A 24510-nucleotide genomic window follows, 5' to 3' on the forward strand; every position below is an offset into this window, starting at 1 on the left:
GCGGGCCCGGCCGCGAGACGCGCATCCGCGGCCCCTCGGCCGCCGTCACCCGTTCCGCCTGCTACTAGCGGTCCACCCGCCGGGCATCTGGACATGCCTCGGCTTTTCCCTATGGTACGGGGAAGCGCCCAAGGGGGCAGAAACGAGCAGGTCGGGCGGGACCAAGATCACAGCTGGGTCACACCACGTCCACCTGCCGGTCGCCCTCCGGTACTGGTCCGACCGCTCGACCGGGCCCGCGCGCGGTGCCCCGAGGCGGCCCGGATCGCCACCCTGGAACGCATACCGGAGCCGGCGCCCGCCCGTCGAACCGTGGCTAGAGCCTCCAGCCCAGGTCCTGGAAGCGCGGCCACCCGAAGCCCCAGGCGCCGACCCCGGCCAGTCCGGTCCGGACGGCGACCAGGTCGGGCCGCTGGTAGAGCGGGACGGAGTGGCCGAGCTGCCAGATCCGTACGTCCGCCTCCTGGAGCAGGTCCAGCCGGGCGGCCGGGTCGAGTTCGGCGGCCGCCCGGTCGAACAGCCGGTCGATCTCCTCGGTGCCGCTGCGGCCGTAGTTGCCGCCGGAGGCGAGCGCGCCTTCGGCGTCCGGCCGGGGCTTGGCGTACGCGGCGCGCTGCTCGGCGGCCGGGCTGGGGCCGGCCGGCCAGGAGAAGAGCGCCAGGTCGAAGTCCCCGACGGCTAGGTGGGCCTGGACGAAGGACTCCGCGGGTACGGTCCGCGGCTTCACCGCGATGCCGGTCTCGGCGAGGTCGGCGGTGAGCGCGTCGGCGGTGCGCTGGGTCGTCACCGAACCGGCCGGGACGAGCAGGGTGAGGGCGAGCTCCTTGCCGTCCTTGGTCCGGGTGCCGCCGGCCGGCCGCTTCCAGCCGGCCCGGTCCAGCAGCTGGGCGGCGTCGGCCGGCCCGGCCGCACCGCTGTCGTCGCGGTAGCCCTCCTGGTCCCCGGCGAGCAGGTGGCTGCCGAGCGGGACGCCGGGCAGCCCGAGCGGGCCGAGCGCGGCCTCGGCGATCCGCCGCCGGTCGACCGCCCGGCCGACCGCCCGCCGGACCTCCGGATCGGTGAGCGGGCCGCGGTCGGCGTTGAGGGTGAGCTGGGTGAGCGAGGCGGCGGCCGCCCGGTGGAGGGTGATCCCGCGCAGCGACTCGGCCCGCCGCAGGGTGAGCGCGGCCGCCTCGGGCGCGGCTGCGGGCGGGGCGGCGGCCGCCGAGGCGCCGGCCGTGGGCGATGGCGGTGCGGCGGACGGGGCGGCTAGCGCCGAGGCACCGGCCGTGGACGATGGCGGTGCGGCGGGCGGGACGGCGGCCGCCGAGGCACTGGCCGTGGGCGCGGGCGGCACCGCCCGGTCGACCGCCGCGGTGAGTGCGGCGACGTCCAGCCGGTCCTGGTCCAACGCGTCCAGCCGCCCCTCGGGCGGCGTGGCCAGGAAGTCGATCCGGTCGGTCTTGGCGACGTCCCCCCACCAGAGCGGGTTGCGCTCCAGGGTGACCCGCCCGCCGTCGGTGTCGTACCGGGTGAGGCTGTACGGCCCGGCGCTCAGGTGGCCGGTGCCGGTCAGCGCCCGGTTGAAGGCGGTCGCCCCGCCCGTCTCGGCGGCCGGGTAGAGCGGCCCGAACAGCGCGCGCCACTCTCCGCACGGCCGCCGGAACGTCACCTTGACCTCGTGCGGGTCGGTGCCCTGGGTGATCGCTTCGACGGCGTCGTAGCCCACCGCCCGGGTGCTCTGGTAGGCCGGGTCCCGCCCGGACAGGGCGGCCTGCTGGGCGGCCAGGTCGGCGGCCGACAGCGGGGTGCCGTCGCTCCAGACGGCGTGCGGGTTGAGCCGGTAGGTGACCACCTGGGGCTGCTGCCCGGGCGGGGTGGACTCGGCGCCGACCAGGTAGTCCGGGTCGGGGACGAGCCGGCCGCGCTCGTCGGGCCGGAACAGCGAGGGGTACAGCGCGTGCGCGAGCAGCGCCGAGTCGGCGTTCGCCCCGCGCTGGTAGACGTTGAGCGTGGCCGGGACGCCGTCCAGCGCCCAGCGCAGCACGCCGCCGTCCTGGACGTCGTCCCGGTCGACGGGCCGGACGTCGCCGGTGCCGACGGTGGGGGCGGCCGGGGCCGGGGCGGGCTCGGGGCCGCGGGCCGGCTCCGGGTCGTCGGAACAGCCGCCGAGACCGGCGGCGAGCAGCAGCGCGACGGCTGCGGCGGTGAGCTGGCGGACACGCATGGCGGCCATCGAACGCCGCCCGCCCGGCCCGGGCCCCGCCGACACGGCGGGCCGCCGGGCTAGTGCACCCGTACGGCCCAGGGCCCGGTCACCGCTACAGGCCGAGCTCGAACCAGACGATCTTGCCCTTGGGCGTGCGCCGGCTCCCCCAGCGCTCCGCCAGCAGGCTGACCAGCTGCAGGCCGCGCCCGCCCTCGTCGGTCTCCTGGGCGCGCCGCTGCCGGGGCTGGGCGTAGCCGTCGTCCCAGACCTCGCAGACCATGCTGCGCTCGCGCAGCAGCCGCAGCCGGATCTCGCCCCGTCCGTGCTTGAGCGCGTTCGTGACCAGCTCGCTGACCAGCAGCTCGGTGGTGTCGACCAGCTCCTCCAGGCCGCGGGCGAGCAGCCAGCTGCAGGCCAGCTCGCGCGCCTTGGCGACGGAGGTCGGCTCGGGCGGCAGGAACCAGTTGCCGACGGCGTCCTCGGGGAAGGCGTGCACCTTCGCCATCAGCAGTGCGATGTCGTCCTCGCCGTGGTGCGGGTCGAGCTCGCCGAGGACGTGGTCGCAGAGGTCCTCCAGACCCTTGCCCCGGTCGGCGAGCGCGGCCCGGAAGGCGCGCAGGCCCTCGTCCAGCTGGTGCTTGCGGCTCTCCACCAGGCCGTCGGTGTAGAGGCCGAGCACGGCGCCGTCCGGGAGGGTCAGCTCGACCTCCTCGAAGGGCTCGCCTCCGACGCCGAGCGGCAGGCCGGGCGGCACGTCGAGCATCCGGGCGGGCTCGCCCGGGCTGAGCAGGACGGGCGGCAGGTGGCCGGCGTTGGCGAAGACGCAGCGGCGGGTGACGGCGTCGTAGACGGCGTAGACGCAGGTGGCCAGGTAGACCTCGCGGGCCTCCTCGTCGGCCGTCGAGGTGAGCCGGCCGTACGGGGTGGGCGGGCCCACCGGGACGGAGTCGTCGCCGAGGCCCCGGGCGATCTCGTCCAGCGCGCCGAGCACCTCGGCCGGGTCCAGGTCCAGCATCGCCAGGGTCCGTACCGCGGTGCGGAGCTGGCCCATGGCGACGGCGGCGCGCAGGCCGCGGCCCATCACGTCGCCGATGACCAGGGCGGTGCGGTTGCCGGGCAGCGGGATGACGTCGAACCAGTCGCCGCCGACCTCGGTGTTGTTGTTGCTGGGCAGGTAGCGGCAGGCGATCTCCAGGCCGCTGGCGGCCGGGTTGCCCGGGGGCAGCAGGCTGCGCTGGAGGATCAGCGCCCGCTCGTGCTCGCGGCGGTAGAGCCGGGCGTTGTCGATGCAGACGGCGGCGCGGGCGACGAGTTCCTCGGCGATCGCCACGTCGCGGGCGTCGAAGGGCTCGCTGCCGATCGCCCGGGAGAGCTGGACCAGGCCCAGCACCTGGTCGCGGGCGACCAGCGGGACGATCAGGGTGGAGCGCAGCAGCGGGTCGCGGCCGGGCTCGGGGACGACGCTGCGGCCGGTGCGCAGCGCCCGGGCGTGCGGGGAGCGGCGGGGGTAGCAGAGGGTGCCGCCGGCCTCGGCGATCGGCAGGCCGGTGACGGAGCCGAGCACCGAGGAGGCGCCGCCGAGCACGCTGGAGACGGCGACCCGGCGCAGTTCGCCGCTGCCGTCGGTGAGCACGGTGTCGCCCGGCCGGCCGGCGCTCGGGACGGTCTCGCCGGAGAGCAGCGCGGTGTACAGGTCGACGGTGGCGAGGTCGCAGAACGGCGGGACGACGACGTCGAGGAGTTCCTTGGCGGTGGTCTCCAGGTCGAGGGTGGAGCCGATGTGGGCGCTGGCCTCGTTGAGCAGGGCGAGGTTGCGGCGCACGCCGTCGGCCTCGCGCTCGGCGACGTGCCGGCTGGTGACGTCGGAGACCTGCCCGGCCACGCCCATCGGCTGCCCGGCGGTGCCGTTGAGCCGGTACAGCGAGACGGCCCACAGCCGGTTGCCCTCGCGGGTCGGGACGACGCCGTGGAAGCGCAGGTCGAAGACGGGTTCGCCGGTGGCGAGGACCTTGCGCAGGGCGGCGGTGAGCCGGTCGGCCTCGGAGGTCGGGAAGAGGTCGTGCGGGGTGAGGCCCTCCAGGTCGGTGGGGACGAGGCCCATGCCGGAGGCGAAGGCGTCGTTGACCCGCTGGAGCCGCAGCCGGTCGTCGAAGAGCACGAAGCCGGTGGGCGTCTGGCCGAAGACGGCCTCGGAGGCGGCGAGGTCGGTCTCGATCCGGCGCAGTCGGCCGAGGTCGACGGCCAGACAGGTGGCGCCCGCGGTGGGCAGGGCGCTGTCGGGCATCAGGTAGAGCTCGGCGAGGCCCTCGCCGCCGCCGGCGTCCCGGTAGGGGGTGGTGCCGACCCACTCCTCGCCGGCCAGGGTGCGCTCCAGCCGGGTGCGGCCGCGCTGCCAGAGCTCGCGGGGGACGAAGGTGGTGATCGGGTCGGCGCCGACGGCCTCGGCGGCGGGGACGCCGAAGAACTCGGCGGCCCGCTCGCTCCACTGGCTGATCCGCCCGTCGGGGCCGATCGCGAAGGTGGCGACCCGGATGTAGTCGTAGATCGAGCCCGGATCCCCGGCACCCCACGGCCTGGCCTCGGCGTCGGGGTGGGCACCGCGGGCCGTCCCCGCGGCCCCGGTGCCCGGCAGGGCCGTCGACCCGGGCAGGTGCGGCGAACCGGCCTGCCCGGGTACAGCGGCATGACCGCTGCTGCTCGGCGCGTTCCGCGCCGGAGTGCTGTTCAACGGACCGACCCCTCCAACCCGCGACCGTCCGGATGTCGAGAAGACCGAGTATTCATCATCGAGGGGTGCGTTCACACGCCCTCAACATCACAACATCAGATCGGGCGAAGGTTTTTGTCCTACCGCCCGCGCAACCACAATGCCACGCTCGCGCCCCCTTCCGGAGCGCGCGCTCCCCCGGGGCGCCCCATGGCATGTGCAGCACGGTCCTCCTGCGGCTCTACTCGCGTCGCTACTCGTCCGCCTCATTACCCGGCAGCGACAGCTCGAACCAGACCACCTTGCCGATCCCCTCGGCCCGGGCGCCCCAGTGCAGCGCCAGCCGGTGGACCAGCTCCAGGCCCCGGCCGCCCTCGTCGGCCTCGGCCGCGTGGCGCTCCCGGGGCGGGTCCGGCAGCGGGTCGGAGATCTCGGCCAGCAGCGTCTCACCGAGCGTCAGCCGGACCCCGATCGGGGCGCTGGCGTACCGGACGGCGTTCGTGACCAGCTCGCTAACCAGCAGCTCGGCGGTGTCCGTGAGGTCCTCGACGCCCCACTCGGTGAGCGTGGCGCGGACCAGCCGGCGGGCCCGGGAGACGGCGGTGGGCTCCGCGGGCAGCGTCCAGCCGGCCGTCGGGGTGCCGGCCTGGCCGTGCCCGAGCCGGGCCAGCAGCAGGGCGACGTCGTCCGGCTCGCGGCCCTGCTCCATGGTGTCGAGCACCGCCTCGCAGGCGGCCTGGATCGAGGCGTGCGGCTCCTGGAGGACGGCGATCAGCCGGCCGAGGCCGACGTCGAGGTCCTTGTCCCGGGACTCCACCAGGCCGTCGGTGCACAGCGCGAGCAGGCTGCCCTCGGGGATCTTCAGTTCGACGGATTCGAACGGAACTCCGCCCACGCCGAGCGGGGCGCCGGAGGGCAGGTCGAGGATCCGGCCGGCGCCGCCGGGCAGCGGGCCGCCGGTGCGGGTCGGCTCCCCGGCCTCCTCGCCCGGCACCACCAGCACCGGCGGGATGTGCCCGGCCTTGGCCACCGTCAGATTGGCCGTGCCCGGGTCGAAGACCGCGTAGACGCAGGTGGCGAGCAGCGCCTCGTCCGGGCCCTGGGCGAGGTCGTCGGCCAGCTCGTGGACGTGCCGCAGCAGGACGTCCGGCGGCAGGTCGAGGGCGGCCAGCACCCGGACCGCGGTGCGCAGCCGGCCCATCGTGGCGGCGGCCCGCAGGCCGTGCCCCATCACGTCGCCGACCACCAGCGCGGTGCGGTCGCCGGGCAGCGGGATGACGTCGAACCAGTCGCCGCCGACCTCGGTGCCGCTGCTGCCGGGCACGTACCGGTAGGCGACCTCGACGCCGGTGGGCTGCGGGACCTGCTGCGGGAGCAGGGTGCGCTGGAGGGTGAGCGCGGCGGTGCGCTCGCGGGCGTACAGCCGGGCGTTGTCCAGCGAGCTGCCGGCCCGGTCGGCGAGTTCGACGGTGAAGGCGAGGTCGTCGCGGTCGAAGCCCTCGCGGTAGCCGGCCCGGCTGACCAGCAGCAGGCCGATCACGATGCCGCGGGCACGCAGCGGGACGACCAGCATCGAGTGCACGCCCAGGTCGTGCGCGGCCTGCATCTTGGGGTCGCCGGGGTAGGTGACGTCCTCCAGCTGGTCGCCGCCGGAGAGCAGCTCGGGCACCCCGGTGCGCAGCACCCGGCCGCAGGCGGAGTCCTCCGCGAAGGTGATCCGGGCGCCGCGCCGGAGCATCACCTCGACCTCGGGGCCGTCCTGGACGGAGGCGGTGCCGAGCTGGAGCAGCGAGGTGCGCCGGTCGTGGCCGTGCCGGGGCAGGTCGTCGCCGTGGGCAACGGCCTGGAGCAGGATCACCGCGGAGTGGTCGGTGAGCCGGGGGACGACGGAGCTGGCGAGTTCCTGGGCGATCCGGGCGGCGTCCAGCAGGTCGCCGACCCGTGAGCCGAACTCGTTGAGCAGCGAGAGCCGGCGGCGGGCGTGCTCGACCTTGGCCACCGCCCGGTAACGCTCGGTCACGTCCATCACGGTCCCGGAGATGCCGAGCACCCGGCCGGAGCGGTCGGTCATCCGGCTGTAGGAGATCGAGCGGTAGCCGGGCCGGGTGGTGACCGGCGAGGCGAGGGTGACGTCGATGACCGGCTCGCCGGTGGCCAGCACCTGGCGCTGGATCGCGGTGATCTCGTCGGCGGCCCGCTCGGGCAGGGTCTCGCCGGTGGTGCGGCCGACGTGGTCCTCCAGGGCGACGCCGTTCATCTCGGCCAGGGTCTGGTTGACCGCGGTGTAGCGCAGGTCGCCGTCCAGGATGGCGATGCCCAGCGGGGACTGCTCGAACAGCGCGTCGCGCACCGCGAGGTCCCGCTCGACGGCCCGGACGGCGGCCGCCTCGGCCAGGTTGACCTGCAGGAACGGGGTGCCGTCGCCGTCCACCAGGAGGGAGATCCGGGCGTCCACGGCGACCGGCAGGCCGTCCCGGTCGCGCAGCTCGGCGTTGCCGGCCCAGCGGCCGTTGCGCAGGGTGCCCTGGATCGCGGCCCGGATCCGGGCGACCTGCTCCTGGTCCGGGATCAGCTCGTCGATCCGGCGGCCGACCAGCAGCTCGCTCGGCCAGCCGAGCAGTTCCTCGGCGGCCGGGCTCCACAGCACCACCCGGCCCGAGGTGTCCAGGATCGCGATGGCGACCCTGAGCATGTCCAGCAGGCTGCCCCCGGGCGGCGCGGCGAGGCCGGGCCCGGCGTCGGCCGGCCCGCCGGGGAACGGCCGGCCGGGGCGACCGCGCAGCCCGGCCTGGACGCCGGACGCGGGATCGGCCAGGGTCGTCGCCGGCTGGACGGGCCCGGGGTCGGCGAGGCTGCCGCGCCGGCGGCCGGACGGCGGCTGCGGGGCGGCCGGAGGGGCTGCGCGGCGCAGCCGGGCGCGGGCGGCGGCGCCTCCCGCGGTGCCTGTCCGCCGCGCTCCCCCGCCACCGTTCCCGGTAGTCGACACCGACGGGGCCTCCGGCTCTGGTCGGGATCGGCGGCGCCGGCTGGGGCGGCTCACCGATGGTGACGAATAGTGCCGAAAAGTGACATACCCAGCAGGACCCAGGCTATCCCGGCTGCCGGGTCGGCTTGTCCGATTGACCTATCCGGCGGCTTGCGCGTCGTCCGTCGGCGCGAGCAGCCCGGCGACGTGCGGCAGCACCTCGCGGTCGTGCTCGATCCAGTCCACCGAATCCAGCTCGGCCGCGCGCAGCCAGCGCAGCTCGTCGTGGTCCGCCAGCGGGCTCGGCTCACCGGACAGCAGCTCGGCGGCCCAGAACCGCAGCTCCAGCCCCGGGCGCACGGTCCACGCGCCGGGCAGCCGCCGCAGCGCCCGCGCCCGTACGCCCAGTTCCTCCAGCAGTTCGCGCTCCAGCGCCTGCGCCTCGGTCTCCCCGGGCTCGGCCTTGCCGCCGGGGAACTCCCAGCGCCCGGCCACCGGGGCGGGCGCGCTGCGCCGGGCGGCGAGCACCCGGCCGTCGCGGATCAGCGCGCCACCGACGACGATCCGCAGCGGGGTGGCTTCGGGGGTCCGGGCGGTCTGTTCCATGCCGTGACCCTACGGGGCGGGGTCGGCGGACTCCGACTCGACCCAGTACATCTGCTTGTGGCCGCGCGCCTCGAACTCGGCGGCGAGGCGTCGCGCCTCGGCCTCGGCCAGGCCCTTGTCGACCGGGAAGCGGTTGCCGTTGTCGTCCTGTCGCATCACCCGAAAGGTGCCCATGCGGGGAGAGTACCGGCCTGCCCGCCCCCTGGTCTGCCCGGCCCGGTGTGCCTGCCCGGTGTCCCCGGCCGGCGTGGGGGTCGGGCCGGGGACACTCGGTCACCGTACGGGCCTTGCGCTACCGGCAGGTACGGGCGGTGTTAACGCTGCGTAACCGGTGATCCGGCTCAGGCCCGGGGCTCGGAACCGGCTCAGGCCCGGAGGTCGGGCACCTGCTCACCGGTGGACAGGCCGAGCGAGCGCCGGATCTCCACGCTGACCGGCACCGTCTTGGCGATCAGCGCCCGGGCCCGGCGCAGGTCGCCCGACACGTCGGCGCCGGAGGCCGCGGCGTCCCAGACGGCGGCCGCCTGGGTCTGGGTCGTGGCCAGCTTGTCGACCTTCGGCCGGATGTCGGTCGGCCACTCGGCGGTCGGCTTGCCCAGCGCGGCGGCCTCGGCCCGGGAGGCGGCGGCCATCCGCCGGGCCCAGGACCGGTACTCGGCCTCGGCGACGGTCACATCCTTCTTCGGCTCGTCCGCGTAGACCGCGCCGAAGCCCCGGACGGCGTCGAGATAGGCCAGCTGGACCGAGGTCAGGGTGCGGCGGTCGGTGCGGACCGTCCCCAGGTGCTGGTCGTCGCGGTCCTCGAAGGCGCAGGTGACGTACCGCTCGCCGGCCGCCCAGTTGCCCGCGCTCGGGTAGAGGTAGACGTCGTCCATGCCGTCCGGGACGGCCCACTGGTCCAGCGCGTAGTCGTCGAGCACCGTGCGGCACAACGTCGTGGCGCGCTCGCGGACGACGGTCGCACCCGGGTACGGGCCACTGCTGTCGGGGATCCTGGCGGTGCCGGCCACCTCGCCGTGGTGCGGGTCCGAACAGGCCACCCGGCGCACCCAGAAGACCGTCTCGTCGCCGTTCTCGTCCGTCTTCCCGACCGGATCGGACGAGTTGTAGCAGTCCCCGGCCTTCAGCGCGGACCAGCGGACGGATCCGGCCGGCTTCTGGGCGTACCCGCCGCGCCCGTCCCGCGCGGGGCCGAAGTTCCCGGCGCCCAGGGCGAGCGACAGCAGCAGCGTGCCCGCCACGCCCAGCACCAGACCGGTCACCGCCATGCCGCGGCCGCGCTGCCCGCGGCGGTTGATCTGGACCAGGGCGACGATCCCGAACACCAGGGCCACCGGTGAGAGCAGGCTCAGGCCGGTCGCCAGGGAGCCGACGGCGAAGCCGTTGGTGCGCGGCTCCGGCTGCGGGTTGTACGGGTGGAGGTACTGGGGGTGCTGGACGTACGGCGGGTGCGGGTCCGGATTCGCGTTCGGGGCCGGACTCGGGTTCGCGTACGGGTGGCCGGGCCGGGAACCGGACTCGGCGGAGGGCGACACCGACGCCCAGCCGCCGGCGGGCAGCGGCGGGGGCGGCGGCTGGGGCGGGACCTGCGAGGAGGCCGGGGAGGCCTGCGCGGGCCGGTCGGCCGGCGGGGCCCAGGGGTCGGCGGGCTCCCGCGGCTCCGCCGGCTCCGGGCCCTCGGCCTTCGGCTCCGCGGGCGTCGGCGCCTCGGGCTCACGGTCCCCGGCCGTCGGCTGCCCGGCGTCCGGCTCCTTGCGGAAGTCCACCCGCGGGTCCGGCCCCGGAGCGGCGGGCAGCTCGGACTCAGGCTTGGACACGTGGACTCCCCCGGCCCGCCGGGGCGGGCCTCGACTCGGCGTTTCGGCTTCGGCGCCGCCGCCCGGGCCGGACGGGCCCGATGCGAACGGTCGCGCGACTTTACCCGATCTTTCCGAACACCCGCCCGGGCGTGAGCGCCCCCGCCCGTCCGCTCAGACCCGGGCCAGGATCTCGCCGTGGATCATCGAGAACCACCCGTCTTCGGCAGCACTCCACTCCCGCCAGCCGTCGGCGATCCGCGCCAGCTCGGCCCGGTCCGCGAAGCCCCGTTCCACCGCCGTCCGGCCGAAGGCCGTGCCGGTCACCCGGTCCGCCCACATCCCGCCCCACCAGTCGCGCCGCTCGGGCGTCGCGAAGGTCCAGGTGCCGGCGCTCACGGTGACGTCGGTGAGGCCGGCCGCGCGGGCCCAGGACAGCAGCCGGCGCCCGGCGTCCGGCTCGCCGCCGTTGGCGCGGGCGGTCCTCCGGTACAGCTCCAGCCAGCTGTCCAACGCGGGCACCTCCGGGTACCAGGTCATCGAGGCGTAGTCGACGTCCCGGGCCGCGACCACCCCGCCGGGCACCGTCACCCGGCGCATCTCGCGCAGCGCGGCCACCGGGTCGGCCAGGTGCTGCAGCACCTGGTGGGCGTGCACCACGTCGAACTCGCCGTCCCGGTAGGGCAGCCGGTGCACGTCCGCGACCTCGAACACCACGTTGGACAGGCCGCGCCCGGCGACGTACCCGGCCGCCTGCTCCAGCACCTCGGCGGAGGTGTCCACGGCCACCACCCGGCCGCCGGGGCCGACCAGCTCGGCCAGATCGGCGGTGATCGTGCCGGGGCCGCAGCCGACGTCCAACAGCGCCTGCCCGGGCCGCAGTCGGTCCAGCAGATAGGCGGCCGAGTCGGCGGCGGTACGGGAGCGGTGCGAGCGCAGCACGGCCTCCTGGTGGCCGTGGGTGTAGGCGGCGGGCTGTGAGCCGGACATAGATCCCCCAGAGGCGTGGTCGGTCTTCCGTTTCCGCGACACCTCGGACGCTACGCCTCATCCCACATGTCAAGAAGAACCGTCTCACATTCCGACCACTGCGCGCCCCCGCCGCACCCGGGCGCCGTACCGTGGAGGCGCCCGACCGAACGACCCGACAGAACGGCCCCGACAGATCGGCTCCGCCCATGCCCGGCCCCGGCCAGCGCCCCTTCGTCCTGCTGAGCGCCGCCGTGTCGCTCGACGGCCACCTCGACGACGCCTCCCCCGAGCGCCTGCTGCTCTCCAACGCCGCCGACTTCGACCGGGTCGACGAGGAGCGGGCGGCGGCCGACGCGGTCCTGGTCGGCGGCAACACCCTGCGCGCCGACAACCCGCGGCTGCTGGTCAACGACCCCGCGCGCCGGGCCGCCCGGCTGGCGGCCGGGCGGCCCGAGTACCCGCTGAAGGTGACGCTCAGCGCGAGCGGTGCGCTCGACGCCGGCCTGCGGTTCTGGCACACCGGCGGCGCGAAGCTCGCCTACACCACGGCGGCGGGGGCGGCCGCGCTGCGGCCCCGGCTCGACGGGCTGGCCGAGGTGGTCGCCCTCGGCGGCTCGGTGGACCTGCGCGCGGTGCTGGACGACCTGGGCGCGCGCGGGGTGCGCCGGCTGATGGTCGAGGGCGGCGGCGGCGTGCACACCCAGTTCCTCGCGCTGGGACTGGCGGACGAGCTCCAGCTGGCCGTCGCCCCGCTGCTGGTCGGCCAGGCCGAGGCGCCGCGGTTCGTCCGCCCGGCCGCGTTCCCGGGCGGCCCGGCCCGGCGGATGCGACTGCTGGAGGCACGTACGGTGGGCGACGTCGTCCTGCTCAGGTACGCCCCGAAGGAGCCCGCGCCGTGAACCGCCCAGCGACGAACCACTTCTCGACCGCCGACCTCGACCACCTGCGCCGGGCCGTCGAGCTGTCCCGCCGCTGCCCGCCCTCCGGGACCGCCTTCTCGGTCGGGGCGGTGGTCGTCGGCGCCGACGGCCAGGTGCTGGCTGAGGGCTTCAGCCGGGAGACGGACGCACACGACCACGCCGAGGAGGCCGCCCTGGCCAAGCTTCCAGCGGGCGACCCCCGGCTGCACGGGGCGACCGTCTACAGCAGCCTGGAGCCCTGCGGCCAGCGCGCCTCGCGGCCGGTGCCCTGCGCCCGGCTGATCATCGCGGCGGGCGTGCCACGGGTGGTGGTCGCCTGGCGCGAGCCGGACCTGTTCGTCACGGACTGCCAGGGCACGGCGCTGCTGGAGGCGGCCGGGGTCGAGGTGGTGGAGCTGGCGGAGCTGGCGGAGGAGGCCCGGGCGGTCAACGCCCATCTGCTCGGATGATCTTTTGTATCATCTAGAAACAAAAGGCTCGTCCTTGCGGACGCCCACCGCCATTCTCCTCCCAGGAGCCGCCTCGTGCCCGCCACCCCCGTCCGGTTCACCGCCCACGCCCTCCTCCTCGACATGGACGGCACCCTGGTCAACTCCGACGCCGTGGTCGAGCGCTGCTGGAGCCGCTGGGCCGAGCGGCACGGCCTCGACCCGGTCGCGGCGCTCGCCGTCGTCCACGGCCGCCAGGGCCACGCGACCATGGCCGAACTGCTGCCGGACCGCCCGGTCGAGGTCAACCTCGCGGAGAACGAGCAGATGCTCGCCGAGGAGCGCGCCGACACCGAGGGCGTCGTCCAGGTCCCCGGCGCCGACGTCTTCCTCGCCTCGCTGGCCGGCCTGCCGCACGCCCTGGTCACCTCCGCCGACCTGCCGCTCGCCCGGATCCGGATGGACGCCGCCGGCCTGCCGATGCCGCCCGTCCTGGTCACCGCCGAGTCCGTCGGCGCCAGCAAGCCCGACCCCGAGGGCTTCCTGAAGGGCGCCGCCGCCCTCGGCTTCGCCCCCGCCGACTGCCTCGCCTTCGAGGACTCCGGCGCCGGCATCGCCGCCGCCCGCGCGGCCGGCATGCGCGTCATCGGCATCGGCCCCCGCGCCGCCGCCCACCACCCCGATGCCCTCGCCCTGACCCTCGACGCCGTCACCGTCACCACCGCCCCCGACGGCACCCTGACCCTCACCGTCCGGGCCTGACCCGGGAACGCCGCAGGGGCCGGACTCCGCGAGGAAGTCCGGCCCCCGGGGCGGGAGTTGGGAGGGCCGGTCACACGTTGAAGCGGAACTCCACGACGTCGCCGTCCTGCATGACGTACTCCTTGCCCTCGATGCGGGCCTTGCCCTTGGCGCGGGCCTCGGCGGTGGAGCCGGCCTCGACCAGGTCGGCGAAGGCGATCACCTCGGCCTTGATGAAGCCCTTCTGGAAGTCGGTGTGGATGACTCCGGCGGCCTCGGGGGCGGTGGCGCCCTTCTTGATGGTCCAGGCGCGGGTTTCCTTGGGGCCGGCCGTCAGGTAGGTCTGCAGGCCCAGGGTGTCGAAGCCGACGCGGGCGAGGGTCGCGAGGCCGGGCTCCTCCTGGCCCATGGACTGGAGGAGTTCGAGGGCCTCGGCGTCGTCGAGCTCGATCAGCTCGGACTCGATCTTGGCGTTGAGGAAGATCGCCTCGGCCGGGGCGACCAGCTCGCGCTGGGCGTTCTTGAACTCCTCGTCGGCCAGCTCGTCCTCGTCCACGTTGAAGACGTAGAGGAAGGGCTTGGCGGTCAGCAGGTGCAGCTCGCGGATCGGCGTGGTGTCGAAGCCCGCCTCGAAGAGGGTCTTGCCGGTCTCCAGGATCGCCTGCGCGGCCTCGGCGGCGGCCAGCACGGAGGCGGTCTCCTTCTTCAGGCGCGCCTCCTTCTGGAGCCGCGGCAGGACCTTCTCGATGGTCTGGAGGTCCGCGAGGATCAGCTCGGTGTGGATGGTCTCGATGTCGTCCTTGGGCGACACCTTGCCGTCCACGTGCACCACGTCCGGGTCGGTGAAGGCGCGCACGACCTGGCAGATCGCGTCCGACTCGCGGATGTTGGCGAGGAACTTGTTGCCCAGGCCCTCGCCCTCGCTGGCGCCGCGCACGATGCCGGCGATGTCGACGAAGTCGACGGTGGCCGGGAGGATGCGCTGCGAGCCGAAGATCTCGGCGAGCTTGGCCAGCCGCTCGTCCGGGACGCCGACGACGCCGACGTTCGGCTCGATGGTGGCGAACGGGTAGTTGGCCGCCAGCACGTCGTTCTTGGTCAGGGCGTTGAACAGGGTCGACTTGCCGACGTTCGGCAGGCCGACGATTCCGATCGTGAGCGACATGAAGCGCAGTCCCGTGGGCTTGGAGGAGTTGGGTCGGCACCGTACGGGCCGACCCCCAAGTCTACGGGCAGCTCCTCCGCTCCCTCACGCCTCGGTCGGGGCCGGCAGCGGCTCAAGGAACTCCAGCCGGTTGCCCAGCTTGTCGGCGGAGTAGAAGCGGCGGTGGCCTGGGTGGTTGTCGTCCCAGGTCACCTCGTGGCCGTGCGCGGTGAGCCGCTCGGCCAGCGCGTCCAGCGAGCGCACCAGGATGCCGGGGTGCCCCTTGCGGGCCGGGCGGAAGTCCGGTGTGACGCCCAGGTGCACCTCGACGCCCCCGCCGCGGAACCAGCAGCCGCCGCGCGCCGCCAGCACCGGCGGCTTCTGGAGCTCGGTCATGCCGAGCACACCGACCCAGAAGGCCCGGCACTCGTCCTCGGCGCCGGCCGGGATGTCGAGCTGGAAGTGGTCCAGGCGTTCGAAGGTGAAGTCGGCGGTCATGCCAGTCCCCCGTGCGGTCATCAGATGATCATTGCGTCGACTCGGCCGCGCAGGTCGGCGCCTTGAGCGACGATCACAGGAGTACGCCATCCGGAGACACGGGACAAGGCCTGAACGGTCCATTACACAGTGTGGCGATGATCGGACCGTACGTTGGGCGGGTGGAGCAGAGCATCCGTACCCAGCCGCCAGCGCCCAGACGCCGCCCGCCGAACGGCGCGGCCCCGGCCGCCGTCCCCGGTCCCGGCCGGGCTCCCGAGACCGCCCGGGGCCCCGGCACCGCCCCCGCCCGGCTGCGCCCGGTGGCCGACCGGCCCGCGGTGGCACGCCCGCCCGCCCGGCGCCGGCTGCGGGTGTACGGGCGGCGGCGGACCGGCCGGCCGACCCGGCTGACCGCGGTCGGCACCGGCGTGGTCGCGGTGCTGGCCACGCTGGCGGTGGCGGGCCTGGACCGGCTGCTCTCCGGCGACCTCGGCTGGCTGTTCGGCCTCGGCTACCTGGCGGTCTGCTTCCAGTTGGCCGTGCGGGTCCGCTACGCCGACCTGCTGGCCGCCCCGATCAGCGGACCGATCGGCTTCGCGCTGGCCCTGCTGGTGCTCGCGCCGGTCGGCTCATCGGGCATCACCGCCCAGGTGGTGGGGCTGGCGACCGGGCTGGCGCTGCGGGCCGGCTGGCTGTTCTCCGGCACCGGGCTGGCGGCGCTGATCGTGCTCGCCCGCTTCGTCGCCCAGCGCCGGATCCACCGCTCCCGCTGACCTCCCGGCCGCCGGGGGCGCGCCCGTCAGCGCGCCGCCCGGGCCGCCGCCATCGCGGCCCCGACGATCCCCGCGTCGTTGCGCAGCTCCGCGGGCACCACCCGCGCCTCGCGGTCCTTCAGCAGCGGCAGGAACTTCTCGTGCTTGCGGCTCACTCCGCCGCCGATCACGACCAACTGCGGCGAGAACAGCATCTCCACCAGGTCCAGGTACTCGTCGACCCGCCCGGCCCACTGCTCCCAGCTCAGGTCGTGCCGCTCCTTGGCGGCCGAGGAGGCCCGGCGCTCGGCGTCCTTGCCGTGCAGCTCCAGGTGGCCCAACTCGGTGTTGGGCACCAGGGTGCCGTCCACGAACAGCGCGCTGCCGATGCCGGTGCCGAAGGTGAGCACCAGGACCACGCCCGGCTCGCCCCGCCCGGCGCCGTGCACGGTCTCGGCCAGGCCGGCCGCGTCCGCGTCGTTGAGGACGGTCGCGGGCAGGTCCAGCGCCTCGCGGAACAGCCCCGCGGCGTCAAGGCCGATCCAGCCCTTGTCCACGTTGGCCGCGGTTCTGGTGTGCCCGCCGACCACCACCCCGGGGAAGGTCAGCCCGACCGGGCCCTGGTGGCCGAAGTGCCGGACCACCTCGCGGACGGCGGCGACCACGGCCCCGGGCTCGGACGGCTGCGGGGTGAGCACCTTGTGCCGCTCCTGGGCGAGCACACCCCGGACGAGGTCCACCGGGGCGCCCTTGATGCCCGAACCGCCGATGTCCACGCCGAATACCGCCGTCATCGCTCCACCCTCCGCCGTCCGGCCGCGGACCGGGTCGTCCACGGCCCGTGCATGAAAGCAGTCTGGACACAAAACTACGAGAGCCCCGGCGGGCGCGCACAGCAGAGGACCCGGTGCCCGCACCGGGCACCGGGTCCGTCGCGTTCGGCTTACAGCTTGCCGGCGGCCTCGGCGCGCAGGTCGCGGCGCAGCTCCTTGGGCAGCGAGAAGGTCAGGTGCTCCTCGGCGGTCTTGACCGTCTCGACCGTGTCGTAGCCGCGGGCGGCCAGGAACTCCAGCACGCCGTCGACCAGGATCTCCGGCACCGAGGCGCCGCTGGTCAGGCCGACCGTGGTGACGCCCTCCAGCCAGGACTCCTGGATCTCCTCGGCGAAGTCGACCAGGTGGGCCGCCTTGGCGCCGTACTCCAGGCCGACCTCGACCAGGCGGACCGAGTTGGAGGAGTTCCTGGAGCCGACCACGATCAGGAGGTCGGTCTCCGGGGCCAGCTGCTTGACCGCGACCTGGCGGTTCTGGGTCGCGTAGCAGATGTCGTCGCTGGGCGGGCTGACCAGCGCCGGGAAGCGCTCCTTCAGCTCGCCGACGGTGGCCATGGTCTCGTCCACCGACAGCGTGGTCTGGGACAGCCAGACGATCTTGGACTCGTCCCGCACCTGCACGTTGGCGACGTCCTCGGCCCCGTCCACCAGGTGGATCCGGTCCGGGGCCTCGCCCATGGTGCCGATGACCTCCTCGTGGCCCTCGTGGCCCACCAGCAGGATGTCGTAGCCCTCGTCGGCGAAGCGCACGGCCTCCTTGTGCACCTTGGTGACCAGCGGGCAGGTGGCGTCGATGGTGGCGAGCCTGCCGGCCCGGGCCTCGTCGTGGACGGCCGGGGCGACGCCGTGCGCGGAGAACACGACGATCGAGCCCTCGGGCACCTCCTCCGTCTCGTCGACGAAGATCGCGCCCTTCTTCTCCAGGGTCTGCACCACGTACTTGTTGTGGACGATCTGCTTGCGGACGTAGATGGGCGCCCCGTACTGCTCCAGGGCCTTCTCCACGGCGATCACGGCGCGGTCGACGCCCGCGCAGTAGCCCCGGGGGGCGGCGAGCAGGACACGGCGCTGCGCGGTGTTGGACATGGCTCCATCGTACGGGCGAGCGGGAGGCCCGCCTCCCCTGGAGGGAAGCCGCGCCGCTGGCGGGCACTTTCCGGTCGTGATGGATCGCGAATGCTCAAGTGTGGTGCCTATGAGCGCTGCGATCGACCAGCCGACACCGAGCGGCCTGCGCCGCACCCTGGGCGTCCGCGACCTGATGGTCTACGGACTGCTGTTCATCGCCCCGATGGCCCCGGTCGGCGTGTTCGGCGTGCTGGACGCCAAGAGCCGCGGCGCCGTCGCCACGGTCTACCTGGCGGCGACGGTGGCGATGGGGTTCACCGCCTTCTCGTACGCCCAGATGGTGCGCGCGGTGCCGCAGACCGGTTCGGTGTTCGCCTACGCCCGGGCGGGGCTGGGCGAGGGGCCCGGGTTCATCGCCGGGTGGATGGCGATGCTGGACTACCTGCTGATCCCCGCGGTGGCCTACCTGTTCTCCGGGATCGCGCTGAACTCGCTGGTGCCGGGGGTCTCCCGTTGGCTGTGGACGGCGATCGCGGTGGTGGTGACCACGGCGCTCAACCTGATCGGGGTGCGGACGGCGGCCGCGGTGGGCTTCGCGGTGCTCGCGCTGGAGATCGCCGTGCTGGCGGTGTTCGTGGCCGCGGCCGCGGTGGTGCTGGCGCAGGACGGCACCCGGCGCGGCTGGGACACCCCGTTCACCGCCGTCGGGGACTTCTCGCTCACCGCGGTGCTCTCCGCGGTCTCCGTGGCGGTGCTCTCCTACCTGGGCTTCGACGCGATCGCGACCTTCGTCGAGGAGGCGGTCGGCGCCTCGGCCGCGGTGGCCCGGGCGGTGCTGTGGTGCCTGGTGCTGGCCGGGCTGCTGTTCGTCGCCCAGACCTACCTGGCCGCGGTGCTGGAGCCGACGACCCCGCAGCGACTGGCCGCCGACCCGGCCGCCCAGGGCTCGGCCTTCTACGACACCGTGGAGGGCGGCATCGGCCACTGGCTGCACGTGCTGGTGGCCACCAGCAAGGCGATCGGCGCGGCCTTCGCGGCGCTGGCCGGGCAGGCGGCCGCCGGGCGGCTGGTCTTCGCGATGGGACGGGACGGGCGGCTGCCGCGCCTGCTCGGCTCGGTCGACCCGGGCAGCGCGGTGCCGCGCCGGGCGCTGCTGACGGCCGCGGTGATCACCATGGCGGCGGCCGTCTGGGCGGCCGACCGGGACGACGGGCTGGACCAGCTGACCTCGGTGGTGAACATCGGCGCGCTGACCGCCTTCGCGCTGCTGCACGCCTCGGTGGTCGGCTGGTACACCGTCCGGCACGGCTCCCGGGACCGGCTGCGCCACCTGGTCGTCCCGGTGCTGGGCATCGCGGTGATCGGCGCGGTGGTCCACGAGGCCTCGCCGACCGCGCAGCTGGGCGGGCTGGTCTGGCTGGCGGCCGGCCTGGTGGTGCTCGGCGTCCAGGGCAGTACGGCGCACGGCGCGGGCGGGCGCCGCTGAGCCGACGGGGCGTCTCCGGCACGGGCGGGCACCGCCGGGCCCGTACGGCGGACGGTGTCGGCGGGCGCCGCTAGCCTCGTACGCATGGCCAACACCAGCTCCCCCGAAGCCCCGCTCCCGGTCGGCAAGGTCTCCGCGCTGATCGGCGGCTGGATCGACCGGCTCGGCGCGGTGTGGGTCGAGGGGCAGATCACCCAGCTCAGCCGCCGGCCCGGGGCGGGCGTGGTGTTCCTGACCCTGCGCGACCCGCAGGCCGACGTGTCGCTCACGGTGACCTGCTTCCGCTCGGTGTTCGACCAGGTCGCGGACGTGGTGCAGGAGGGCGCACGGGTCGTCGTGCACGCCAAGCCGGAGTGGTACGCGGCCCGCGGGCAGCTGTCGATGCGGGCCTCGGAGATCCGGCCGGTGGGCCTGGGCGAGCTGCTGGCGCGGCTGGAGCAGCTGAAGCGGCGCCTCGCTGGGGAGGGCCTGTTCGCGGCCGAGCGCAAGCGGCGGCTGCCGTTCCTGCCGCAGTGCGTCGGGCTGGTGACCGGGCGCGGCTCGGCGGCCGAGCGGGACGTGCTGGAGAACGCCCGGCGGCGCTGGCCGGCCGTGCGCTTCGAGGTGCGCAACGTCCCGGTGCAGGGCCTCAGCGCGGTGGAGCGGGTGAGCGCGGCCGTCCGGGAGCTGGACGAGCACCCCGAGGTGGACGTGATCATCGTGGCGCGGGGCGGCGGCAGCGTGGAGGACCTGCTGCCCTTCTCGGACGAGGGCCTGGTGCGGCTGGTCGCGGCCGCCCGTACGCCGGTGGTCAGCGCGATCGGGCACGAGCCGGACCAGCCGCTGCTCGACTTCGTCGCCGACCTGCGCGCCTCCACCCCGACCGATGCCGCCAAACGGGTGGTGCCGGACGTCGGCGAGGAGCTCGCCAAGGTCCGCCAGCTGCGCGACCGCGCGCGCCGGCACGTGCAGTCCCGAATCGAGCGCGAGCAGCACGGGCTGGACGGGCTGCGCAGCCGTCCGGCGCTGGCCGCCCCGCACCGGATGCTGGACGGGCGCGGCCAGGAGGTCGAGGGGCTGCTGGAGCGGGCCCGGCGCACCCTGCGCCACCGGCTGGACCACGCCCAGAGCGACCTCGGGCACACCCTGGCCCGGGTGGTCGCGCTCTCCCCTGCGGCCACCCTGGAGCGCGGCTACGCGGTGCTGCAGCGGGCCGACGGCACGGTGGTGACGGCCCCGGCGCAGGTCACGGCCGGGGAGGGGCTGCACGCCCGGGTGGCGGGCGGCGGCTTCGACGTGGCCGTCGCGGGCGACTGACCGTCACCCAGGGCGGCCGGGACTCAGTAGGAGCGCTGCCGGGAGAGCGCGATCGAGTGCTCGCCGAAGCCGAGGCTGCGGTAGAGCGCCTCGCCGCCGCTGCTGGCGTGCAGGTCGATCCGGCCGGCCCGGCGGGCGTCGAACCACTCCATCAGCGCCTCGGTGCAGGCCCGGGCGTAGCCGCGAAGGCGGTGGTCGGGGTCGGTGCAGATGTTGAAGACGAAGCCGAACAGGCCGTCCGGGTTGCCGGGGGCGGGCAGCCGTTCCTCCAGGGTGCCGACGGCGCAGGCGGCGAGCCGTCCGGGCCGCTGCGGGTCGTCGACCACGAAGGAGGGCATGGTCAGCTCCCCCGGCGGGACGGCGAGGCGCTCGCGCAGGATCCGCTCGGCGTTGGCCTGCCACGGCCCGGGGCCGGCCAGGACGGCCGTGCCGGGCATCGCCTCGAACATCAGGTTGCGCAGCCGGACGAGTTCGGGCGCGTCGGCGGGGACGGCGGGTCGGACCTCGGTCATGCGGCGGAGGCTAGCGCCGCCGGCCGGCCGGACGCACCCGGATTTCGGGCCGTGCGGGGCCCTCCCTGTCGGCGCCAGCCCCTACGCTGGCTCGCATGGCAGAGCAGCAGGAGCAGCAGGACGCGACGGCGCCGACCCCCGACGACGCGCTGGGCTACGAGCACGCCCGGGACGCGCTGCTGGACGTGGTCCGGCAGTTGGAGAACGGCGGGACCTCCCTTGAGGAGTCGCTGGCGCTGTGGGAGCGTGGCGAGCAGCTGGCGAAGGTCTGCCAGCGGTGGCTGGACGGCGCCCGGGCCCGGCTGGACGCCGCGCTGGCCGCCGAGGAGGGCACGGGCCAGACCGGGGAGTGACGCGGGTCACATCCCCTTGGGGAATCGTTGAATCTTCACCTATGTTGGAGGAACTGATCGGCCGCGCCGGTCACACCGACGAACCCCCTCCCGCATGAGGTGCAGAAGCATGACCACCGACGCCCTGGTACTCGACGCCGCCGCTCAGGACCTGCTGTTCCGCGAGGCCCGCACCGCGAACACCTTCACCGACGAGCCGGTCACCGAGGAGCAGGTCCAGGCCATCTACGACCTGGTCAAGTACGGCCCGACCGCCTTCAACCAGCAGCCGCTGCGCGTCGTCCTGGTCCGCTCCGCCGAGGGCCGCGAGCGCCTCGTCCAGCACATGGCGGACGGCAACAAGCCCAAGACCTCCACCGCGCCGCTGGTCGCCATCCTGGCCGCGGACAACGAGTTCCACGAGGAGCTGCCGACCCAGTTCCCGCACTTCCCGCAGGCCAAGGACGTGTTCTTCTCGGAGCGCGCCGTCCGTGAGCAGTCCGCCAAGCTGAACGGCGCCCTGCAGGCCGCCTACTTCATCATCGGCGTGCGCGCCGCCGGCCTGGCCGCCGGCCCGATGACCGGCTTCGACGCCGAGGGCATCAACAAGGAGTTCTTCGGCGACGGCGACCACTCGGTGCTGGCCGTGGTCAACATCGGCAAGCCGGGCGAGGACGCCTGGTTCCCGCGCTCCCCGCGCCTGGAGTACGACCAGGTCGTCACCACGGTCTGATCGCACCCCGCGACGGCGGAGGGCCCGCACCGGTTCGTCCGGTGCGGGCCCTTTCGCGTGCCCGTGGGAGGCCCCGCCGCTACTTGAGCGCCTGGGCCAGCTCGGCCAGCTCCTCGTAGGAGGCGGTCCCGGTGACCAGGGTGGTCGCCGAGCCGTTCTGGGCGGTCAGCGCACGGGCCTTGTCGCCCTGCACCCGCTCCCAGGTGCGCCCGGCGGTGTCCGAGGTGCCGTCCGGCTGGGCGCCCGTGACCTTGTCGGCGAGCAGCTTGTCGCGCGGGACGTCGGCCTGCTCGACCGCCGCGTACTGGCCGGAGGGCGTCACGAAGCCCAGGTGCCAGGTGTTGCCCTTGCCGCCGCTGAGGTCGGCCGGCGTGTAGCCGACCGAGGTCGCCCGCCACTTGTCGGACAGCCCGTCCGGGGACAGCAGCGGATAGGGCGCGGCGCGCTTCGCGGAGGCCGCCGCCACCTTGTACTCGACCACGTGCACCGGGTCGCTGTTCGCGTCGTGCGGGAGGAACAGGTACCCGACCCAGACGACGAAACCGACCGCCAGCATCGACAGGACCATGTCCCGTACGGTCTGCCGACCCCTCATGCCCTTGCTCTCTGCAGCCACCCCCTCATGGTGACTCATCCACATCCCGGCACGGCCACCCGGGGTGCGCACGAACGGGTGAAGCCGTACGAATCGTCGCTTTTCGCCACAGGGTGGCGACCCGCGCCACAGACAGTCATCTCGTGGGCAGATACGATCGCATCACCCTCACCACGGCGTTCGACCAGGCAGTAGTCGGGCGCTCACTGGCCGTCGCGTACAGAGAGGTAACGACGATGACCACGCAGTACCCGCACCACCTTCCCAGTGCCCTGGAGGTCGCGCCCGAGGCTCCGGACCGGAACCTCGCGCTCGAACTCGTCCGGGTCACCGAGGCGGCCGCGATGGCCGCCGGCCGGTGGGTCGGCCGGGGCGACAAGAACGGCGCGGACGGTGCCGCCGTCAAGGCGATGCGCACCCTCGTCTCGACCGTCTCGATGAACGGCGTCGTCGTCATCGGCGAGGGCGAGAAGGACGAAGCCCCGATGCTGTACAACGGCGAGCGGGTCGGTGACGGCACCGGCGCCGAGTGCGACGTCGCGGTCGACCCGGTGGACGGCACCACGCTGACCGCCAAGGGCATGAACAACGCGGTGGCCGTGCTGGCCGTGGCCGACCGCGGCACCATGTTCGACCCCAGCGCCGTGTTCTACATGGACAAGCTGGTGGCCGGCCCGGAGGCAGCCGAGTTCGTCGACATCACCGCCCCGGCGGCCGTCAACATCCGCCGGGTCGCCAAGGCCAAGGGCAGCGCCGTCGAGGACGTCACCGTCGTCGTGCTCGACCGCCCGCGCCACGACGGGCTGGTCCGGGAGATCCGCGAGGCGGGCGCCCGGATCAAGTTCATCTCCGACGGCGACGTCGCCGGCGCCATCATGGCCGCCCGCGAGGGCACCGGCGTCGACCTGCTCATGGGCATCGGCGGCACGCCGGAGGGCATCATCGCGGCCTGCGCGATGAAGTGCATGGGCGGCGTGATCCAGGGCCGGCTGTGGCCCAAGGACGACGCCGAGCGGCAGAAGGCCCTCGACGCCGGACACGACCTGGACCGGGTGCTCACCACCAACGACCTGGTCAGCGGCGAGAACGTGTTCTTCGTCGCCACCGGCATCACCGACGGCGAACTGCTGCGCGGTGTGCACTACCGCTCGGAGACCGCCACCACCAGCTCGCTGGTGATGCGCTCCAAGAGCGGCACGATCCGCGAGATCAATTCCGTCCACAAGCTGTCGAAGCTGCGGGCCTACAGCGCGATCGACTTCGACCGCGCCAACTGACCCGGACGCGACACCGGCTCACCACGCGGCCCCGGCGGAATCCCCCTCCGCCGGGGCCGCGAGGCATTTCCAGCCGGTTTTCCGGCCAGGTCTCCGACTCGCCGTCAACCGGCTATCCGGCGCCCCGCCGTGGCGACCCTGGCCGCCTCGCGCAGCTCCGCGTCCCGGCGCCGCCGCCGGGCCAGCACCACCCGCCGCTCGGCGGCCGTCAGCCCGCCCCAGACCCCGTACGGCTCCGGCTGCGCCAGCGCGTGCTCACGGCACTCCAGCAGCACCGGGCAGCGGGCACACACCTGCTTGGCCTGCTCCTCGCGCGACAACCGGGCCGCCGTCGGCTCCTTCGAGGGCGCGAAGAACAGCCCCGCCTCGTCCCGCCGACAGGCCGCACCGGTGTGCCACGGATTGTCCTCACCCGCGGCGGCACCCGCCGTGCCGCCCGGGGGCTGCGACCGGGGGCGGACGGCCGGACGGCGCTCCAGCAACTGGGCGGCGGCGACTGGCGAGGTGGTGCGGGACTCGATCGGATGCAGCACGGCCGTACTCCTGACGAGGCTCTCGGACACGGGGAACCCCGCTCCCCCGCCCGGCTGCGAGCCCCCGCTGTCCAACGCCCGGGGCGGCCACTGGGCCACCACCGGTGCACAGCCGTACGAGAAGCGATGTGCGGAAGGAACTACCCC

21 protein-coding genes and 1 pseudogene are annotated in these 24510 nt (G+C 74.6%); 8 read left to right on the top strand and 14 right to left on the bottom strand.

Features of this window, described 5'->3' with window-relative positions:
• Positions 1-316 precede the first annotated feature (316 nt).
• From ACFV1W_RS02390 to ACFV1W_RS02420, 7 genes are all read right to left on the bottom strand, one after another.
• The gene (locus ACFV1W_RS02390) at positions 317-2206 is read right to left on the bottom strand and encodes an ABC transporter family substrate-binding protein (RefSeq protein WP_380412273.1); all 1890 of its coding nucleotides are present in this window, start codon (positions 2204-2206) and stop codon (positions 317-319) included.
• 94 nt (positions 2207-2300) lie between these two features.
• Positions 2301-4916, bottom strand: a complete 2616-nt coding sequence (locus ACFV1W_RS02395) for a SpoIIE family protein phosphatase (protein ID WP_380412276.1) — start codon at positions 4914-4916, stop codon at positions 2301-2303.
• Between the two features lie 232 nt (positions 4917-5148).
• Complete coding sequence (locus ACFV1W_RS02400; protein ID WP_380412279.1) at positions 5149-7881, bottom strand: SpoIIE family protein phosphatase; 2733 nt, start codon at positions 7879-7881, stop codon at positions 5149-5151.
• A 138-nt stretch (positions 7882-8019) separates the two neighbouring features.
• A complete protein-coding gene (locus tag ACFV1W_RS02405; protein WP_380412281.1) occupies positions 8020-8466 on the bottom strand; it encodes an NUDIX domain-containing protein in 447 nt (148 codons plus the stop codon).
• Between the two features lie 9 nt (positions 8467-8475).
• Positions 8476-8640, bottom strand: coding sequence for an SPOR domain-containing protein (locus ACFV1W_RS02410; protein WP_380412284.1), 165 nt, complete (start codon positions 8638-8640; stop codon positions 8476-8478).
• A 191-nt stretch (positions 8641-8831) separates the two neighbouring features.
• On the bottom strand, positions 8832-10283 hold the full coding sequence (locus ACFV1W_RS02415; RefSeq protein WP_380412286.1) for a DUF4190 domain-containing protein: 1452 nt from the start codon (positions 10281-10283) through the stop codon (positions 8832-8834).
• Positions 10284-10436: 153 nt separating this feature from the next.
• Positions 10437-11252: a methyltransferase domain-containing protein gene (locus ACFV1W_RS02420; RefSeq protein ID WP_380412288.1), complete on the bottom strand. Its 816-nt coding sequence runs from the start codon at positions 11250-11252 to the stop codon at positions 10437-10439.
• 188 nt (positions 11253-11440) lie between these two features.
• Between ACFV1W_RS02420 and ACFV1W_RS02425 the strand changes: the two are divergent.
• Together ACFV1W_RS02425 and ACFV1W_RS02430 are read left to right on the top strand one after the other, a co-directional pair.
• Positions 11441-12603 (top strand): annotated as a pseudogene (locus tag ACFV1W_RS02425) (dihydrofolate reductase family protein).
• 123 nt (positions 12604-12726) lie between these two features.
• Positions 12727-13344, top strand: a complete 618-nt coding sequence (locus ACFV1W_RS02430) for an HAD-IA family hydrolase (RefSeq protein WP_380412451.1) — start codon at positions 12727-12729, stop codon at positions 13342-13344.
• A gap of 70 nt (positions 13345-13414) precedes the next feature.
• Here ACFV1W_RS02430 and ychF read toward each other — a convergent pair whose 3' ends face one another.
• On the bottom strand, positions 13415-14488 hold the full coding sequence (gene ychF / locus ACFV1W_RS02435; RefSeq protein WP_380412291.1) for a redox-regulated ATPase YchF: 1074 nt from the start codon (positions 14486-14488) through the stop codon (positions 13415-13417).
• A gap of 84 nt (positions 14489-14572) precedes the next feature.
• Positions 14573-14986 carry a VOC family protein gene (locus tag ACFV1W_RS02440; protein WP_380412294.1) on the bottom strand — a complete coding sequence of 138 codons (414 nt, stop codon included), beginning with the start codon at positions 14984-14986 and terminating at the stop codon, positions 14573-14575.
• A 140-nt stretch (positions 14987-15126) separates the two neighbouring features.
• Here ACFV1W_RS02440 and ACFV1W_RS02445 point away from each other — a divergent pair, with 140 nt between their 5' ends.
• The gene (locus tag ACFV1W_RS02445; protein WP_380412297.1) at positions 15127-15720 is read left to right on the top strand and encodes a DUF6542 domain-containing protein; all 594 of its coding nucleotides are present in this window, start codon (positions 15127-15129) and stop codon (positions 15718-15720) included.
• Between the two features lie 26 nt (positions 15721-15746).
• Here ACFV1W_RS02445 and ppgK read toward each other — a convergent pair whose 3' ends face one another.
• Entirely contained in the window at positions 15747-16493 is a 747-nt protein-coding gene (ppgK, locus tag ACFV1W_RS02450) for a polyphosphate--glucose phosphotransferase (protein WP_380412300.1), read from the bottom strand.
• Between the two features lie 149 nt (positions 16494-16642).
• A complete protein-coding gene (locus tag ACFV1W_RS02455; RefSeq protein ID WP_380412303.1) occupies positions 16643-17617 on the bottom strand; it encodes a 4-hydroxy-3-methylbut-2-enyl diphosphate reductase in 975 nt (324 codons plus the stop codon).
• A 109-nt stretch (positions 17618-17726) separates the two neighbouring features.
• On the opposite strand from ACFV1W_RS02455, the gene ACFV1W_RS02460 reads away from it, so the two are divergent.
• Together ACFV1W_RS02460 and xseA are read left to right on the top strand one after the other, a co-directional pair.
• A complete protein-coding gene (locus ACFV1W_RS02460) occupies positions 17727-19085 on the top strand; it encodes an APC family permease (protein WP_380412305.1) in 1359 nt (452 codons plus the stop codon).
• Between the two features lie 84 nt (positions 19086-19169).
• Positions 19170-20381 (top strand): exodeoxyribonuclease VII large subunit, encoded by a 1212-nt coding sequence (gene xseA / locus ACFV1W_RS02465; RefSeq protein ID WP_380412308.1) that lies wholly within the window; start codon positions 19170-19172, stop codon positions 20379-20381.
• A gap of 23 nt (positions 20382-20404) precedes the next feature.
• Here the strand turns inward: xseA and ACFV1W_RS02470 are convergent, their stop codons facing one another.
• On the bottom strand, positions 20405-20893 hold the full coding sequence (locus ACFV1W_RS02470) for a GNAT family N-acetyltransferase (RefSeq protein ID WP_380412310.1): 489 nt from the start codon (positions 20891-20893) through the stop codon (positions 20405-20407).
• A 95-nt stretch (positions 20894-20988) separates the two neighbouring features.
• Here ACFV1W_RS02470 and ACFV1W_RS02475 point away from each other — a divergent pair, with 95 nt between their 5' ends.
• The gene (locus ACFV1W_RS02475; RefSeq protein ID WP_380412313.1) at positions 20989-21246 is read left to right on the top strand and encodes an exodeoxyribonuclease VII small subunit; all 258 of its coding nucleotides are present in this window, start codon (positions 20989-20991) and stop codon (positions 21244-21246) included.
• A 109-nt stretch (positions 21247-21355) separates the two neighbouring features.
• On the top strand, positions 21356-21958 hold the full coding sequence (locus ACFV1W_RS02480) for a malonic semialdehyde reductase (protein WP_380412316.1): 603 nt from the start codon (positions 21356-21358) through the stop codon (positions 21956-21958).
• Between the two features lie 79 nt (positions 21959-22037).
• Here the strand turns inward: ACFV1W_RS02480 and ACFV1W_RS02485 are convergent, their stop codons facing one another.
• Complete coding sequence (locus ACFV1W_RS02485; RefSeq protein WP_380412318.1) at positions 22038-22574, bottom strand: DUF4245 domain-containing protein; 537 nt, start codon at positions 22572-22574, stop codon at positions 22038-22040.
• 215 nt (positions 22575-22789) lie between these two features.
• On the opposite strand from ACFV1W_RS02485, the gene glpX reads away from it, so the two are divergent.
• The gene (gene glpX, locus ACFV1W_RS02490; RefSeq protein ID WP_030286673.1) at positions 22790-23830 is read left to right on the top strand and encodes a class II fructose-bisphosphatase; all 1041 of its coding nucleotides are present in this window, start codon (positions 22790-22792) and stop codon (positions 23828-23830) included.
• A 104-nt stretch (positions 23831-23934) separates the two neighbouring features.
• On the opposite strand, the gene ACFV1W_RS02495 is transcribed toward glpX, so the two are convergent.
• Positions 23935-24363 (bottom strand): WhiB family transcriptional regulator, encoded by a 429-nt coding sequence (locus ACFV1W_RS02495; protein ID WP_380412321.1) that lies wholly within the window; start codon positions 24361-24363, stop codon positions 23935-23937.
• Positions 24364-24510 lie beyond the last annotated feature (147 nt).

This window comes from Kitasatospora sp. NPDC059648 (assembly GCF_042734825.1).
Classification (GTDB): Bacteria; Actinomycetota; Actinomycetes; order Streptomycetales; family Streptomycetaceae; genus Kitasatospora.

Coding starts and splice junctions, on each gene's coding strand:
- ACFV1W_RS02480 (WP_380412316.1), top strand. CDS start 21,356: ATGACCACCGACGCCCTGGTACTCGACGCCGCCGCTCAGGACCTGCTG.
- ACFV1W_RS02455 (WP_380412303.1), bottom strand. CDS start 17,617: ATGTCCAACACCGCGCAGCGCCGTGTCCTGCTCGCCGCCCCCCGGGGC.
- ACFV1W_RS02405 (WP_380412281.1), bottom strand. CDS start 8,466: ATGGAACAGACCGCCCGGACCCCCGAAGCCACCCCGCTGCGGATCGTC.
- ACFV1W_RS02410 (WP_380412284.1), bottom strand. CDS start 8,640: ATGGGCACCTTTCGGGTGATGCGACAGGACGACAACGGCAACCGCTTC.
- ACFV1W_RS02440 (WP_380412294.1), bottom strand. CDS start 14,986: ATGACCGCACGGGGGACTGGCATGACCGCCGACTTCACCTTCGAACGC.
- ACFV1W_RS02430 (WP_380412451.1), top strand. CDS start 12,727: ATGGACGGCACCCTGGTCAACTCCGACGCCGTGGTCGAGCGCTGCTGG.
- ychF (WP_380412291.1), bottom strand. CDS start 14,488: ATGTCGCTCACGATCGGAATCGTCGGCCTGCCGAACGTCGGCAAGTCG.
- xseA (WP_380412308.1), top strand. CDS start 19,170: ATGGCCAACACCAGCTCCCCCGAAGCCCCGCTCCCGGTCGGCAAGGTC.
- glpX (WP_030286673.1), top strand. CDS start 22,790: ATGACCACGCAGTACCCGCACCACCTTCCCAGTGCCCTGGAGGTCGCG.
- ACFV1W_RS02475 (WP_380412313.1), top strand. CDS start 20,989: ATGGCAGAGCAGCAGGAGCAGCAGGACGCGACGGCGCCGACCCCCGAC.
- ACFV1W_RS02460 (WP_380412305.1), top strand. CDS start 17,727: ATGAGCGCTGCGATCGACCAGCCGACACCGAGCGGCCTGCGCCGCACC.
- ACFV1W_RS02470 (WP_380412310.1), bottom strand. CDS start 20,893: ATGACCGAGGTCCGACCCGCCGTCCCCGCCGACGCGCCCGAACTCGTC.
- ACFV1W_RS02420 (WP_380412288.1), bottom strand. CDS start 11,252: ATGTCCGGCTCACAGCCCGCCGCCTACACCCACGGCCACCAGGAGGCC.
- ppgK (WP_380412300.1), bottom strand. CDS start 16,493: ATGACGGCGGTATTCGGCGTGGACATCGGCGGTTCGGGCATCAAGGGC.
- ACFV1W_RS02390 (WP_380412273.1), bottom strand. CDS start 2,206: ATGCGTGTCCGCCAGCTCACCGCCGCAGCCGTCGCGCTGCTGCTCGCC.